At 62.9% G+C, this 13,385-nt stretch carries 15 protein-coding genes; 10 read left to right on the top strand and 5 right to left on the bottom strand.

Annotated elements, in window-relative coordinates; genetic code table 11:
* The first annotated feature begins 28 nt into the window (after positions 1-28).
* The 5 genes from ACFWEM_RS29025 (at position 29) to ACFWEM_RS29005 (ending at position 5,081) form a co-directional block, all read left to right on the top strand.
* Positions 29-523 carry a general stress protein gene (locus ACFWEM_RS29025; RefSeq protein ID WP_003945065.1) on the top strand — a complete coding sequence of 165 codons (495 nt, stop codon included), beginning with the start codon at positions 29-31 and terminating at the stop codon, positions 521-523.
* Positions 524-781: 258 nt separating this feature from the next.
* Complete coding sequence (locus tag ACFWEM_RS29020; RefSeq protein ID WP_378539328.1) at positions 782-2,113, top strand: ABC transporter substrate-binding protein; 1,332 nt, start codon at positions 782-784, stop codon at positions 2,111-2,113.
* Between the two features lie 80 nt (positions 2,114-2,193).
* A complete protein-coding gene (locus tag ACFWEM_RS29015; RefSeq protein WP_172436712.1) occupies positions 2,194-3,075 on the top strand; it encodes a carbohydrate ABC transporter permease in 882 nt (293 codons plus the stop codon).
* Position 3,076: 1 nt separating this feature from the next.
* Entirely contained in the window at positions 3,077-3,907 is an 831-nt protein-coding gene (locus ACFWEM_RS29010) for a carbohydrate ABC transporter permease (protein ID WP_378449050.1), read from the top strand.
* Between the two features lie 4 nt (positions 3,908-3,911).
* Positions 3,912-5,081 carry an ABC transporter ATP-binding protein gene (locus ACFWEM_RS29005; protein ID WP_378539199.1) on the top strand — a complete coding sequence of 390 codons (1,170 nt, stop codon included), beginning with the start codon at positions 3,912-3,914 and terminating at the stop codon, positions 5,079-5,081.
* A 4-nt stretch (positions 5,082-5,085) separates the two neighbouring features.
* On the opposite strand, the gene ACFWEM_RS29000 is transcribed toward ACFWEM_RS29005, so the two are convergent.
* A complete protein-coding gene (locus ACFWEM_RS29000) occupies positions 5,086-5,343 on the bottom strand; it encodes a hypothetical protein (RefSeq protein ID WP_378539198.1) in 258 nt (85 codons plus the stop codon).
* A 124-nt stretch (positions 5,344-5,467) separates the two neighbouring features.
* Between ACFWEM_RS29000 and ACFWEM_RS28995 the strand changes: the two genes are divergently transcribed.
* Together ACFWEM_RS28995 and ACFWEM_RS28990 are read left to right on the top strand one after the other, a co-directional pair.
* Positions 5,468-6,733 (top strand): sensor histidine kinase, encoded by a 1,266-nt coding sequence (locus ACFWEM_RS28995; protein WP_378539197.1) that lies wholly within the window; start codon positions 5,468-5,470, stop codon positions 6,731-6,733.
* 10 nt (positions 6,734-6,743) lie between these two features.
* A complete protein-coding gene (locus ACFWEM_RS28990) occupies positions 6,744-7,847 on the top strand; it encodes a winged helix DNA-binding domain-containing protein (RefSeq protein WP_378539196.1) in 1,104 nt (367 codons plus the stop codon).
* On the opposite strand, the gene ACFWEM_RS28985 is transcribed toward ACFWEM_RS28990, so the two are convergent.
* Both ACFWEM_RS28985 and ACFWEM_RS28980 read right to left on the bottom strand, forming a co-directional pair.
* Positions 7,840-8,703 (bottom strand): hypothetical protein, encoded by an 864-nt coding sequence (locus ACFWEM_RS28985; RefSeq protein ID WP_003945080.1) that lies wholly within the window; start codon positions 8,701-8,703, stop codon positions 7,840-7,842. The two genes, ACFWEM_RS28990 and ACFWEM_RS28985, sit on opposite strands and share 8 nt — an antisense overlap.
* On the bottom strand, positions 8,693-9,391 hold the full coding sequence (locus ACFWEM_RS28980; RefSeq protein WP_378539195.1) for a metallophosphoesterase: 699 nt from the start codon (positions 9,389-9,391) through the stop codon (positions 8,693-8,695). The genes ACFWEM_RS28985 and ACFWEM_RS28980 overlap by 11 nt, the downstream gene beginning before the upstream one ends.
* 71 nt (positions 9,392-9,462) lie before the next feature.
* On the opposite strand from ACFWEM_RS28980, the gene ACFWEM_RS28975 reads away from it, so the two are divergent.
* On the top strand, positions 9,463-10,047 hold the full coding sequence (locus tag ACFWEM_RS28975) for a suppressor of fused domain protein (protein ID WP_219466400.1): 585 nt from the start codon (positions 9,463-9,465) through the stop codon (positions 10,045-10,047).
* 25 nt (positions 10,048-10,072) lie between these two features.
* Here the strand turns inward: ACFWEM_RS28975 and ACFWEM_RS28970 are convergent, their stop codons facing one another.
* Positions 10,073-10,519 carry an SRPBCC family protein gene (locus tag ACFWEM_RS28970; RefSeq protein WP_378539194.1) on the bottom strand — a complete coding sequence of 149 codons (447 nt, stop codon included), beginning with the start codon at positions 10,517-10,519 and terminating at the stop codon, positions 10,073-10,075.
* Positions 10,520-10,653: 134 nt separating this feature from the next.
* Positions 10,654-11,724 carry a magnesium and cobalt transport protein CorA gene (locus ACFWEM_RS28965; RefSeq protein ID WP_003945070.1) on the bottom strand — a complete coding sequence of 357 codons (1,071 nt, stop codon included), beginning with the start codon at positions 11,722-11,724 and terminating at the stop codon, positions 10,654-10,656.
* Between the two features lie 192 nt (positions 11,725-11,916).
* Here ACFWEM_RS28965 and ACFWEM_RS28960 point away from each other — a divergent pair, with 192 nt between their 5' ends.
* Together ACFWEM_RS28960 and ACFWEM_RS28955 are read left to right on the top strand one after the other, a co-directional pair.
* A complete protein-coding gene (locus ACFWEM_RS28960; RefSeq protein WP_378539193.1) occupies positions 11,917-12,771 on the top strand; it encodes a PHP domain-containing protein in 855 nt (284 codons plus the stop codon).
* The gene (locus tag ACFWEM_RS28955; protein WP_164490628.1) at positions 12,768-13,382 is read left to right on the top strand and encodes a MarC family protein; all 615 of its coding nucleotides are present in this window, start codon (positions 12,768-12,770) and stop codon (positions 13,380-13,382) included. The genes ACFWEM_RS28960 and ACFWEM_RS28955 overlap by 4 nt, the downstream gene beginning before the upstream one ends.
* The last annotated feature ends 3 nt before the right edge of the window (positions 13,383-13,385 follow it).

The following is a 13,385-nucleotide window of genomic DNA, read 5'->3' as shown; positions in this document are numbered from 1 at the left end:
GTGCCCGAAAAGAGGAGCGCAGCCAGCCATGTCCAATCCGCTCGGTCAATCGTCGAATGGGTCGCGCCGTGGAGCGTTGCCGACACCGCCTTCGGGATGGCCCATCGGGTCGTACCCCACCTACGCCGAAGCGCAGCGCGCAGTCGATTACCTCTCCGATCAAGAATTCCCGGTTCAGGACGTCACGATCGTCGGCGTGAACCTGATGCAGGTCGAGCGAGTCCTCGGTCGGTTGACGTGGGCCAAGGTGATCGGTGGCGGCATCGTCTCCGGCGCCTGGCTCGGTGTGTTCTTCGGCCTGGTGCTCGGAATCGTCACCGGTGGCTTCCTCGCCCCGCTGATCGCGGGCATCGTGGGCGGCATCATCTTCGGTGTCATCTCCACGACCATCCCGTACGCCGCGACGCGGGGGCAGCGGGACTTCGCCTCCACGATGCAGTTGGTCGCCGGACGCTACGACGTACTGTGCGAGCCCAAGACGGCGGAGTCGGCGCGCGACCTTCTTGCCAAGCTCGCCATCTGACATTCTTGCTCGTGCTGCCAACTTGTGTGATCTCGGTTACTTTATGTACACGCGGGCGAGGTAACACTCACCTTCCCGTGACCGTTTGCCGGACAAGGAAATAGGTCCCTTCTCCGGCAAAAGTGCCGATGTGTGGTGCGTCGGCCAGCCGTAACGACTGCGCCGTCTCGCCGCCCGAGGAGGACGGCTGTGCAGAACAAGAGATCGCGGGCGGGGCAGAACGAGAGATCGCGGGCGGGGCAGAAAAAGAAATACAGGGTGGGGCTGCTCGGCGCGGCAACCTTGTTGTTGGCGCCCTTGCTCAGTGCGTGTGGATCAGACAGCCACGACGGGGTGGTGCTGTCCTTCTACACCGCCGCCGACGGCGCCGAGCAGTATGCGGAAGCCGCCGCCAATTGTTCGGCGGCTTCGAACGGCGCGTACCGGGTCGAGCAGAAAACTCTGCCCAAGGGTGCTGACGACCAGCGACTTCAATTGGCCCGGCGTCTGACCGGCAACGACAAGTCACTCGACCTGATGACGCTCGACGTGGTGTGGACCGCCGAATTCGCCGAAGCCGGTTGGGCATTGCCGCTTCCTTCCGACGTCGCGGCCGAGGTGAGCGACGGGACTCTCGAGGGCCCGCTGGAATCGGCTAAGTGGCAGGACCAGCTCTACGCGGCGCCGCTGAACACCAACACCCAATTGCTCTGGTATCGAAAGGATTTGATGCCGGACGGCCAACCGCCCCAAACCTGGGATCAGATGATCGACATCTCCGAAGGTCTGGCCGCGGAGGGACGACCCAGCTGGATCGGCGTGCAGGGCAAGCAGTACGAAGGATTGATGGTCTGGTTCAACACGCTTCTCGCCAGTGCGGGTGGATCGGTGGTGGGGCCGGACGGAACCACAGTGACGGTCGCCGACGGTGATGCTGCCCAACAGGCACTGACCGTCATGAAGCGCGTCGCCACCGCGAAGGGCGCGGATCCCTCGATTTCGCAGGGGGACGAAGCGTCGTCGCGCCTGGGCATGGAGAGCGGTAAGTCCGCCTTCCAGGTCAATTGGCCGTTCGTGCTTCCCGGCATCATGGAGAACGCCGAGAAGGGCGACCTTCCGTACATCGACGACAAGGGCAACGTCACCAGCCAAAACACCGGAAATACGGTGCTGACGGTGAACGGAGAACGCAATTTCCTTGCCGCTCCCTATCCTTCGGTGATCGAAGGCAAACCGGCCGAGGTCACGATCGGCGGATTCAACGTAGCCGTGGCCAAGACCAGTCAGCATCCGGACCTCGCTTTCGAAGCGCTCACCTGCCTGCGCAACGAGGAGAATCAGCGCAACAACGCCGTCGCCGGTGGTGTCCCGCCGACGCTCGAGAGCCTGTACGACGATCCGGCCTTCCAGGAGGCGTACCCGGCGTGGCGTGAGGTTCGCGACAGCTTGGACACCGCGTCGGTTCGTCCCGTTTCTCCTGCCTACCAGAGTATTTCGACGCTCATCACTGCCACGCTCAACCCTGTGGGAAACATCGATCCGGAATCGACCGTGAACGATCTTGCCGAGCAGGTACGCAAGGCAGTCAATTCCGAGGGGCTGATTCCGTGACGATCGACAGCGAAAACTCCGGAGCTGCAACGGCAGTCGCCGACCCCTCGCCGGAGCCGGAGCACTCCAAGAAGTCGAAGATGTCGGACGGAAAGGCGGCCGAGCGTCGACTCGGCCTGTGGTTGGTGGCGCCGGCCGCGATACTCATGATCGCAGTGACCGCGTATCCCGTGGTCTACGCAGTGTGGCTGAGTTTGCAGAGGTACGACCTGCGCTTCCCGGACCAACGAAAGTTCGTGTGGTTCGACAATTACGTATCGGTGCTGACCGACGGCTACTGGTGGCAGGCGTTTGCCGTGACGACGTCGATCACCGTCGTCTCGGTCGTCATCGAGTTCGTCCTGGGCCTGACCATCGCGCTGGTGATGCACCGGACGATCGTGGGTAAGGGCCTCGTCCGCACTGTAGTGCTCATCCCGTACGGCATCGTCACCGTCGCTGCGGCGTACAGCTGGTACTACGCGTGGACGCCGGGTACCGGTTACCTCGCCAACCTCCTGCCCGACGGCAGTGCACCGCTCACCGACCAGATCCCGTCGCTCGCGATCATCGTCCTTGCCGAGGTGTGGAAGACGACGCCGTTCATGGCGCTGCTCCTGCTCGCCGGTTTGGCTTTGGTTCCGGACGACCTCCTCAAGGCGGCTCAGGTCGACGGCGCCGGTGCGTGGACTCGCTTGGTGCGCATCATCCTTCCGCTGATGAAGCCCGCCATCCTCGTCGCACTGCTCTTCCGCACGCTCGACGCGTTCCGCATCTTCGACAACATCTACGTGCTGACGAAGGGAGCGAACGACACCGGGTCGGTGTCGATCCTGGGTTACGACAACCTGTTCAAGGCGTTCAACCTGGGCATCGGATCGGCGATCAGTGTGCTGATCTTCGTGTGTGTGGCCCTGATCGCGTTCGTCTTCATCAAACTTTTCGGTGCCTCGGCTCCCGGATCCGATACGGAAGGACGCTGACATGACCGTGACTCCCAGACTCAAGATCAGCTGGTCCGTGGTCAACCTTCTGGTCTTGCTGTACGCGTTGGTTCCTGTTCTGTGGATCGCCAGCCTGTCCTTCAAACCTGCCGGAACCATCAAGGACGGCAAGTTCATTCCGGAGAAGTGGACCCTGGACAACTACCGAGGGATCTTCGACACCAGCGCCTTCACCAGTGCACTGATCAACTCCATCGGCATCGGACTCATCTCGACGGTCATCGCCGTGGTGATCGGAACGATGGCGGCGTACGCCATTGCCCGCCTGGATTTTCCGGGCAAGAAGGTGCTCGTGGCCGTTGCCCTGCTGATCGCGATGTTCCCGCAGATTTCGTTGGTGAGCCCGCTGTTCGACATCGAACGACGCCTCGGACTCTTCGACACCTGGGCTGGACTCATTTTGCCGTACATCACCTTTGCGTTGCCGTTGGCGATCTACACGCTCTCGGCGTTCTTCAAGGAGATCCCGTGGGAGCTCGAGAAGGCGGCGCAGATGGACGGCGCGACGCCCGGGCAGGCGTTTCGGAAGGTGGTAGCTCCGCTCGCCGCGCCCGGCATCGTCACCGCGGGCATTCTGGTGTTCATCTTCTGCTGGAACGATCTGTTGTTCGCGATTTCGCTGACGTCCACCGAACGTTCCATCACCGCCCCTGCGGCCATCGCGAACTTCACCGGCGCTTCACAATTCGAGGAGCCCACCGGGTCCATCGCCGCGGCCGCAATGGTCATCACCATTCCGATCATCATCTTTGTTCTGTTCTTCCAACGTCGTATCGTGGCCGGGCTTACTTCCGGCGCAGTGAAGGGATAAGCCTGTGGCCGAGATCGTGCTGGACAAGGTGACCAAGCTGTACCCGGACGGAGCCAAGGCGGTCAGTGATGTCGACATCACCATCGCCGACGGAGAATTCATCATTCTCGTGGGCCCGTCCGGTTGTGGAAAATCCACGACCCTCAACATGATTGCCGGGCTCGAAGACATTTCGACCGGTGAACTGAGGATTGCGGGTGAGCGTGTCAACGAACGCGCCCCCAAGGACCGCGACATCGCGATGGTGTTCCAGTCGTATGCGCTGTATCCGCACATGACGGTGCGCCAGAACATCGCGTTCCCACTGACATTGGCGAAGATGTCCAAGGACGAGATCAATGCCAAGGTCGACGACGCAGCGCGGGTACTGGACCTCACCCAGCATCTCGATCGCAAACCGGCGAACCTGTCGGGTGGTCAGCGTCAGCGTGTCGCGATGGGACGCGCAATCGTTCGCAGCCCGAAGGCGTTTCTCATGGACGAGCCGCTTTCCAACCTGGACGCCAAACTGCGCGTGCAGATGAGGACGGAGATCGCCCGCCTACAGCAGCGACTCGGTACGACAACGATTTACGTGACCCACGACCAGACCGAGGCGATGACGCTCGGCGATCGGGTGGTCGTGCTGCGCGGCGGCATTGTGCAACAGATCGGTGCGCCGCAGGAGCTTTACGACCGTCCGAACAATCTGTTCGTGGCGGGGTTCATCGGGTCCCCGTCCATGAACTTCTTCCCCGGGCAGTTGACTGCCGAGGGTGTGAGCACGCCGATCGGTGACGTTCGCCTACCAGCGGCGGCGCAGTCGAAGATTTCGGGCAGTGGATCGGGTAAAGACGTGGTGGTCGGGATCAGGCCGGAACATTTCGAGGATGTCGCACTGGTCGATGCCGCGCAGGCGCCGCACGGCGGGACGTTCACTGTCGACGTCGACGTGTTGGAGTCGATGGGTTCGGACAAGTACGCGTATTTCCTTGCCGGTGGTCCTGCCGTCAATTCTCGTGAACTCGAGGAACTCGCCGCAGATTCGGGAACAGCTGTCGCTGGTGGCGGTCAACTGGTTGCCAGGCTCTCGTCCGAGTCCACGGTGTCCCAGGGCAGGTCGATCGATCTCTGGTTCGACCCCGCCAAGATCGCGGTGTTCGACGGCGGTACGGGAGCCAATCTGCTGCTGTGAACCTCTACCCGGGCAAGGTGACCGAATACGTCGCGGCCCAGGGGAGCGGTACCTGTTCCGGGCCGGGCGCGGCGTCGGTCGGCTCGGGCAGGGGGATCAGCAGGCCGAACTGTTCGTGATGGGTCGTGGCCGGGGCGGCTTGTGCTGTCCCGGTCACCACTGCTATCGGTGCGGCGGCCAGGGCGCCGGCGACGGCAAATCGAGTGGCGATGCGACGCTTACCTGCTCGGGTCCGAATCGTGGACTCTCCGGTGAAAATCATGGTCTCTCCTGTGAGAACTGTGTGGGGGGATGAACCTGCCTTTCACGGTATTGCGGGTTGATTGTGAAATCTCGTGTGCGAAGCTCATTCACAGGGAACTGGGATGGGCGGCACAGGAGGACACATGAACGGATCCTCGGTACGAACCGAACACCTACCCGGCGGCCCGGACCTCGAACGGATACTGCGCGAACATGCATACCGTGGTGCGTACCTCCAGTTGGCGGTGCGCGGCGCTCTGGTGCTGTTCATCGCCCTGACATTGATCTTCGTCCCGCCCATGAACGACGCGGGATGGTGTTTTGCCATCCTGGGCGCGTACGCCCTCTGGTCGGCAGCGGTGGCTTTGTGGATCCGCAGGGGCGGCACCGGCCCGGTGACGATGATCTGGCTCGGGTTGTTCGTCGACCTCGCTGTGCTCGCAACTTTGACACTGCTGACCGGTCTCGCAGCCGAGCAGAGTTGGACCGCCGACATCCTGAGCAACGGGCTCTTCGTCATTCCGGTCCTGGCGTGTACACAACTGCGAACCGACGTGTGTGTCGGCGTCGTGGCCTGCACGATCGGTGTGTTCTTTGTTTCCAGTTGGGCAACGATGACTTCGAACTCCGAGCCGTGGCCATCGATTCTGTTGAGCACCATGGCATTGGTCGGAGTGGGCGCCGGCGCCGTCGGATTGACTCGGATTCAACGATCACGCGTGCTGACCATCGGACAACTCGTCGGCCATCGAACGAGTCTTCTGGCCGAGCTCATGGGGCTCGAGCAGCGTGAGCGCACGGAACTGTCGGAGCAATTACACGACGGGGCGCTGCAGTACGTCCTAGCGGCGCGGATGGATCTCGACGAATTGGCCGACAGTGCGGAACCTGTCGCCTTGGCGCGAGCCGCGAAAGCGCTCGGTGAAGCGACGACGCTACTGAGATCCTCCGTCTCGGAGTTGCATCCCACTGTCCTTGTTCACGTGGGTCTTGCCCGCGCAATCGGGGACCTCGCGCGATCGGCGCAGGGACGCGGCGGAGTGGTGGTCGACGTCGACACTTCGGGCTGGAACGACGATCTGCGCACGTCCGCGGACGACGTTCTGTTCGGCGCCGCACGAGAGCTGCTGGCCAACGTCGTCAAACATGCCGGTGCGCACAGTGTTCGGATCGAGCTCGCACGACTGGACCACCGTGCGGTGCTGGTGGTCTCGGACGACGGTCGGGGGATCAGCGCCGATCGGATTGCCGAACGACGAGCTGCCGGCCACATAGGGCTGCTCTCGCACGAGCTGCGGGCGGTTGCCGCGGGCGGCTCGTTCTCGGTCGGGCCGGGTGAGGAGTCCGGAACCCTCGCGCGAGTCGAGATACCGTTCCAGATCGTCACCGAATCCGACCACGATCGCTGAGGAGTTGTCGATGACGCTGATAACCGACCGCGAGCTCAACCTGGCGACACTGGCGAGGCAGTTCCTCCTGAGACGCGCCGATGTCAGCGCCTTGGATGCGATCGAGCACCTGGCGGGTCTGCAAGCACAGGCGCCGACGCCTCCCTATCTGGCGCTGTGGGCGCGGCTGAAGAACTTTGCGGCAGAAGACCTCTCCACCCTTGTGGAGAAGCGCCAGGTGGTGCGGCTGGTTGCCATGCGGGGCACGGTTTTTGCTCTCGCGGCCGCGGATGCGGGCCCCTTCCGGGCGACGGTTCAGACGATCATGGAACGCGATCTCCACACCAACAGCACACAGCGTGCGGCGCTCACCGGGTTGGATCTCGACGCTCTGGCGCAGGCGGGACGGGACCTCGTAGCGGACGGGCCGCTTACCCAAATGCAGATGAGGCCTCTACTGGCGGAGCGTTTTCCCGGCCACGCGCCAGAAGGGTTGGCACACGGAGTTCGCGGACTGTTGCCGATGGTGCAGGTTCCACCGCGAGGGTTGTGGGGACAATCCGGCGCACCGGCGCTGACGACGTTGGAGAATTGGCCGGGCGCAGAAGTGGATTCGATTCCGGTGCCCGACACACTGGTGCTGCGTTACCTGGCCGCGTTCGGCCCCGCGAGCGTGAAGGACGCCCAAGCGTGGTCGGGTCTGACCAGACTCGCCGAAGTATTCGAGCGGCTACGACCCGGCTTGGTCACCTTTGTCAACGAGAATGGGGCCGAGGTGTTCGACCTGCCGGACGCGCCACGACCGACCTCCGGAACACCCCCGGTTCGCATACTTGCACCGTTCGACAACATCTTGCTCTCGCACGCCGACCGCTCTCGAATCATGGACGAGCAGTACCGAACTCGCGTCTTCACCGTGAACGGCATCATCAAGCCCGCCATCCTGGTGCGCGGGAAGGTGGTGGGATTTGCGACGGTGACGCCGGAAAAGGAGACGGTCGAGTTGGGTGCGACTCTGTTTGCGCAGCAACCGAAGACCGCCCTCGCGTCCATCGAGAAAGAAGCGCGTTCGTTGCTGAAGTTCATGCACCCGAAGATCCCGAACCGCGAGGTTCACTTCACTGTATCTACGTAGCGGGCTTGTGCTTTCGGGGTGCTCGATCGCGCAGTTCGGCCACGATCTCGTCGTTCCACATGTGGCGCCGCACCAACCGGTACCGCTCCCGTGCGATCCACAGGTACGCCTCGGCATCGGTGTGCTCGGGCAGCATGTCGGCGCCCCGCAGCATTCGCACGACGGGGAGAAACTCCTCACCGAACCAGCGGCGGGCGACGGTGTCCCGGCCGAGAAACTCGCCCTTCTCCTGCATGAGGCGAAAACCCCAGGCCTCCACGCACTCACTGAGTTCGGCGTACTCCCACGGGTCCGTGACTTGTACGGCTTCGCGTTGAGAGCCCTGTAGCGGAACGCGGGTGAGGAAGAGGCGGCGATGGTCCTTGATGAGCAGATCGGCGCGCTGAGTGATGCCTTCCGGTGAGATACGCGTGATGATTTCGGTGACGTACGCGTCGATGGTTTTCTGGTGCATCGCACACGCGATGGACACTCGGTGGTGTCCGTCGATCACGAAGTGCATGGAGCCGACGCGATACAACTGGACAGGTGGAACCGATTCGCCGCGTCGTTGCGCCACGGCAAGCCGTTCCCAACGCGCACGAGAGTGAGTTGACGTCGGCCGGAAGTACCTGTCGAAATCGCCTGTGCGGTCGACACTTCCGACGATCGATTCGATGGTGACGACCTGCAGACCCAGAGACTTCTCGCCGACCTTGCCGAGAGCGGCGACAACCTCGTCGAACGGCAGGATCGCGTTGACGTCGTCCGGTTCGCGTCGTAGCCAACTGACCAGACGTGCCACGTCGGCGCGTCGACGCTGACGAGCAAAGTCGTTTTCCGCGTCGGCTGTGGGAAAACCGGTGTCACGAGCCATGTCGGCGCCTCACGATCGTCGGCGGAGTACCTGGGGAAATCTCCATCAGCGTGAAGCCGACGGTATTGAGCACGATAGTCCGGCCCACCTCCAGATCGAGAGGTGTTCGCCCGTGCGGATGGATGTGGCCGTGAATCATGACCGTCGGATCGAGGTTGTGAATCAACGGCGTGAAGCATTCGAACCCTCGATGTGGTCGATCCTCGGCGTCGCCGACGCCACGGGCGGGGCTGTGGGTGAGCAGCACATCCACGCCCGCCCGGCTGCCGGAAAGCCGCGATTGCCAGGCGTTTCGCCAGGTGAGCGAGCGAGCGCGTCGGCTCTGCTGGCGCTCGGACCACTGATTGGGGCCGGTGTTGTAACGGATGGAACCGCCGAGACCCGCGATCCGCAGACCGGCGACGGTCACGATGCGTCCGTCGGCGTTGACCGCGCCGGTGGGCCCTGGCCACTGCGCGGGCATGCCCGCCCGCATCCAACCCGATTTCTTGTTCGAGTATCCGGACAGATCGACGTCGTGGTTCCCGGGAACGAACACGCAAGGCGCGTTCAGTTGATCCGACAGGTACTCCAGATAGGCAAACGGCAGATCGCCCGCACCGAGGATCACGTCGACTCCGAGCGAACGAACCTGACTGCTCCACAGGTATTCGACGGTCTCGTCGCTGACAGCAAGAACGGAGACCATTTCGACGACGCTACCGCCAGCGCGAGGTATCTGCGCTGCGAACCTCGAGGGCGCGGTGTTTAGATGGACGAGTGTCAGACAGTGTCGTATCTTCCGTCCGGGCCCATCTCGTCAGCAGCATCGAGGGGCCGGAGCCCGCCGCTGCCTCGGTGACGTTCCTGGGTGTCGAACCGCTGGACGTGCTGCGTTTCGAATCACCCGACGGCCTGGTCCGCTACATCACCCTCGGTTGCTCGCGTCATCCGATGGGCGACCCCAACGAACTGGTCGCAGACCCCACGCGCGGACCCCGCGCCGAGTTGGTGCTCACCCTGCGCGGAGGAACGGGTATCGCGTCGGGTGTGGCCAGGACTCTCGCTGTGCTGGCTGCCGCACCCTCCGTCGAAGGCGTCGTGCTGCTCGAAGACGCGCTGCTGGACCTGGGCGAGCCGCTCTGGAAGGACACCGCGTTCACGGCGGTGCTTCTCGGTGACAGCGGGATCGAAGACCTGACGCTGCCGGAGCCGTTCGATCCGGTGCGCTTCCTCGGCGTGGTCCCCCTCACCGGTACCGAAGCCGCCTGGGTGCGTCTGCGCGGCGCAGAGGCGCTGCGGGAAGCGTGGACCGAGGCGGGGATCGACATCCGCGATCCGCACCGTTCCGCCGCCTCGCTCTAGCTGCGCTGGCGCTTCGTCCGTCAGATCATTCGGCGTGCACGAGGATGTCTGCCAAGTTCTCGAGACTTACCCGAACCGTCCGTGAAAATGCTTTCGTGACGATCGGGTCGGCCATCTTGCCGAATACACCGCCGAGTCCGCTTTCGCTGTCGAGTCGGTAGGTGACCCGAGTGCCGTCACCGACTTCTTCGCAGGTTGTGGTTTGCGAGAAGCTGACCGGACTTTCGACGGACGTCGATTTCGACGATCTCGGTGCGTCGTACTCGGTGAATTCGGATGTCCACTCGAGACGCTTGCCCAGAATTCGCGAGACGCCGTGCCAGCGGCTTCCCACGCCCATCGGGCCGTCGGTGATCTGTGTGCATTCGACCATCGAGTTTTCCCAGTTGGGCCAATTCTCGGCGACGGACAGGTACTCCCAGACGTCTTTGGGTGGCAACGCGATCTCTACGGATTGCTCGACTGTAGGCATGGTTGTTCCTCCACTACTCCTTGGGCCTGAATTTGCTTGTCGCAAAATGGATTTCGGGAACGGAATGAAAATGCGTACCCATATCCATTGTCCGCCTGCGACGGTGGCAAGTACAGGGAGTCAGAAGGAGTTGTTCACAGCCAGTTGTTGCGACGGAAGAGAAAGAACAAGCCGACGCATACCGAAGCGATGAGAAACAGGATGGACTGATAGCCGTATTTGTAGCCGAGTTCCGGCATGTTCTCGAAGTTCATTCCGTAAATTCCGGCAACGCCGGTCGGCACGGCGGCGATGGCGACCCACGCGGAGATCTTGCGCATGTCGGTGTTCTGCTGCACCGCGATCTTCGCCAGCGCGGCATCGACCAGAGAACTCAACACCTCGTCGTATTCCGAGATGCGTTCGGACACGATCGTGTGGTGATCGCGGACGTCACGAAAGTACCGGCGGATCTCCTTCGGGACGAGACCGCCCGCGGGCTGGGTGAGTTGGAGCAGTGGCAATCCGAGTGGAGTGACCGAGCGTCGTAGTTCGACGATTTCACGTTTGAGCAGGTAGATGTGCTCGACCGCAACGGTGTTTCGCGGGTTGAATACCAACTCTTCCATGCTGTCGACGTCCTGTTCGACCAGCTGAATGACGGAGAGATAGCTGTCGACGACGTGGTCGGTGATCGCGTGCAACACCGCGAACGGGCCCATGGTGAGGCGCTCGGGGTTCTGCTCGAGTGACTTGCGCACGCTCGCCAGTTCGGAGTGATCCCCGTGGCGGACGGTCACCACGAAGTCAGGACCGACAAACACCATGATCTCACCGGTTTCGACGATCTCGCTCGCCGTCGCCACGGACTCGTGCGGAACGTAGACGACCGTGCGCAGCACCAGGAACATGACGTCGTCGTAGCGTTCGAGTTTCGGACGCTCGTGTGCATGAACGGCGTCCTCGACCATCAGCTCGTGCAGTCCGAAAGTTGCTGCGACATCTTGCATCTGACCTTCGTCGGGTGCATGCATTCCCACCCAGACGAACGCGTTGTCGCGACTACGAACCTCGGCCAACGCGGCGCGGTGCGTGTACTTGCCCGGTAACCGCACGCCGTCCACGTAAACCGCGCAGTCGACGATCGCGCGTGCAGCAGGAACGGGGATCTTGGGCGCATCAGCTTGCGTCGATTTGCCGTTCGACCAATTCGGCAGTGACGGCATGGTTGGCACGCTCGCTCCTTCTCGGTCTGTAATGCAGTGGAACCAGTAATGCAGTGGAACCTGTGGTGCAGTGGAACGGCACTGCAGCGACACCTGATCGAATTGCGCTGCCGCTGCGGCGTAATCGTACGTCAGCTTCCGGCTCGCCCACCGGAGCGCGATGAAGTTGCCGATTGCTGACACACTGGAACAGTGCGAATAGACCTTCACACCCACTCCAACGCATCGGACGGCACCGATACCCCGGCTGCCCTCATGCGTGCCGCAGCCGACGCCCGACTCGACGTCGTCGCCATCACCGATCACGACACGACTTCAGGCTGGGCCGAGGCCGCGCACGCCTTACCGGCCGGCGTCGCCCTGGTTCGTGGGATGGAGATGTCGTGCGAAGGTCGAGGTGAGCGCGGTTGGCCCGTGGCTGTTCATCTGCTGGCGTACCTGTTCGATCCGACGCACCCCGAATTCGCCAAAGAACGTGAGCGACTGCGCGCCGAACGCGTCGAACGCATCCGGGTGATGACGACGATGATGGCGCGTGACGGTCTGCCTGTCGATCCCGATCAGATCCTCGCCGACGCCGGCCCGTCTGTCGGACGTCCGCACGTCGCAGCGGCCCTGATGCGAGCCGGCGTGGTGTCGAGCATCAGCGAAGCCTTCTCCGACCTGTTGTCCAGTCGCGGGCGGTACGACGTGCCCAAGTACGACACTCCGCTCGAGTACGCCGTCGAACTGGTGGCAGCGGCCGGGGGAGTGACCGTCCTTGCGCACGGACGGGCGCGGTCGCGCGGCGGACTGCTTGCACTCGACCACATCCGTGATCTAGCGGCGCTGGGTCTCGGGGGTCTCGAAGTCGATCACCCGGACCATCGCAGCGACGATCGCGACGTCTTGAGGCGCCTGGCCGGCGACCTCGGACTGGCAGTCACCGGATCCTCGGATTATCACGGTGAGAACAAGACGATCGGACTCGGCGACGAGCTCACGGACGAGGCCGAGTTCGACAAACTCGTCTCTGCCGCCACCGGCGTGGAGGTACTGGGGCGCTGATGCTCGACACCACGCTCTACCTCACCGTGTTCATCACGCTGTTCGTGATCATGGATCCACCCGGAGTCATTCCGGTGTTCTTGTCACTGGTCGGCCGCAAGAGCCGTGAAGATCGCAATCGGGCGGCATGGCAGGCCCCGGCCGTCTCGCTTGCGGTCATCTCGGTCTTTGCCATCGGTGGTCAGGCGATTCTCAACTACCTCCACATCGGCATACCGGCTTTGCAGGGCGCCGGCGGACTACTCCTGCTTCTCATCGCACTCGAACTGCTGACCGGCAAGGCCTCCAACCGTCCGCAGGGAGCCGACGACGTCAACGTCGCACTCGTTCCATTGGGAACGCCGATGATGGCCGGTCCCGGTGCGATTGCAGCCGTCATAGTCTTTGTCGCCCAAGCCGACGGTGAAGCGGCGTCGTACCTGGCGATCGCGCTGGCGATTCTGTCCATTCACCTCGTGCTGTTCGTGGTCCTGCGGTTCTCGACGGCACTGATCCGGATACTGGGCGAGGGCGGCATCAGCCTGCTGGCACGCATCGCGGGTCTTCTGCTCGCCGCTATCGCGGTTCAACTCATTGCGGAATCAGTCCGCGGATTCGTCGCGGGAGCGTAAGAG

The sequence above is a fragment of the Rhodococcus sp. NPDC060176 genome, assembly GCF_042728675.1.
Classification (GTDB): domain Bacteria; phylum Actinomycetota; class Actinomycetes; order Mycobacteriales; family Mycobacteriaceae; genus Rhodococcus_F.
Note: the sequence above shows the minus strand (reverse complement) of the source record. Positions and strands in the feature narration are given on the sequence as shown.

What these genes read in the sequence shown, in the direction of transcription:
- ACFWEM_RS29025 (WP_003945065.1), top strand. Translation starts at nt 29, where the DNA reads ATGTCCAATCCGCTCGGTCAATCGTCGAATGGGTCGCGCCGTGGAGCG.
- ACFWEM_RS29015 (WP_172436712.1), top strand. Translation starts at nt 2,194, where the DNA reads ATGTCGGACGGAAAGGCGGCCGAGCGTCGACTCGGCCTGTGGTTGGTG.
- ACFWEM_RS29010 (WP_378449050.1), top strand. Translation starts at nt 3,077, where the DNA reads ATGACCGTGACTCCCAGACTCAAGATCAGCTGGTCCGTGGTCAACCTT.
- ACFWEM_RS29000 (WP_378539198.1), bottom strand. Translation starts at nt 5,343, where the DNA reads ATGATTTTCACCGGAGAGTCCACGATTCGGACCCGAGCAGGTAAGCGT.
- ACFWEM_RS28995 (WP_378539197.1), top strand. Translation starts at nt 5,468, where the DNA reads ATGAACGGATCCTCGGTACGAACCGAACACCTACCCGGCGGCCCGGAC.
- ACFWEM_RS28990 (WP_378539196.1), top strand. Translation starts at nt 6,744, where the DNA reads ATGACGCTGATAACCGACCGCGAGCTCAACCTGGCGACACTGGCGAGG.
- ACFWEM_RS28985 (WP_003945080.1), bottom strand. Translation starts at nt 8,703, where the DNA reads ATGGCTCGTGACACCGGTTTTCCCACAGCCGACGCGGAAAACGACTTT.
- ACFWEM_RS28980 (WP_378539195.1), bottom strand. Translation starts at nt 9,391, where the DNA reads ATGGTCTCCGTTCTTGCTGTCAGCGACGAGACCGTCGAATACCTGTGG.
- ACFWEM_RS28970 (WP_378539194.1), bottom strand. Translation starts at nt 10,519, where the DNA reads ATGCCTACAGTCGAGCAATCCGTAGAGATCGCGTTGCCACCCAAAGAC.
- ACFWEM_RS28965 (WP_003945070.1), bottom strand. Translation starts at nt 11,724, where the DNA reads ATGCCGTCACTGCCGAATTGGTCGAACGGCAAATCGACGCAAGCTGAT.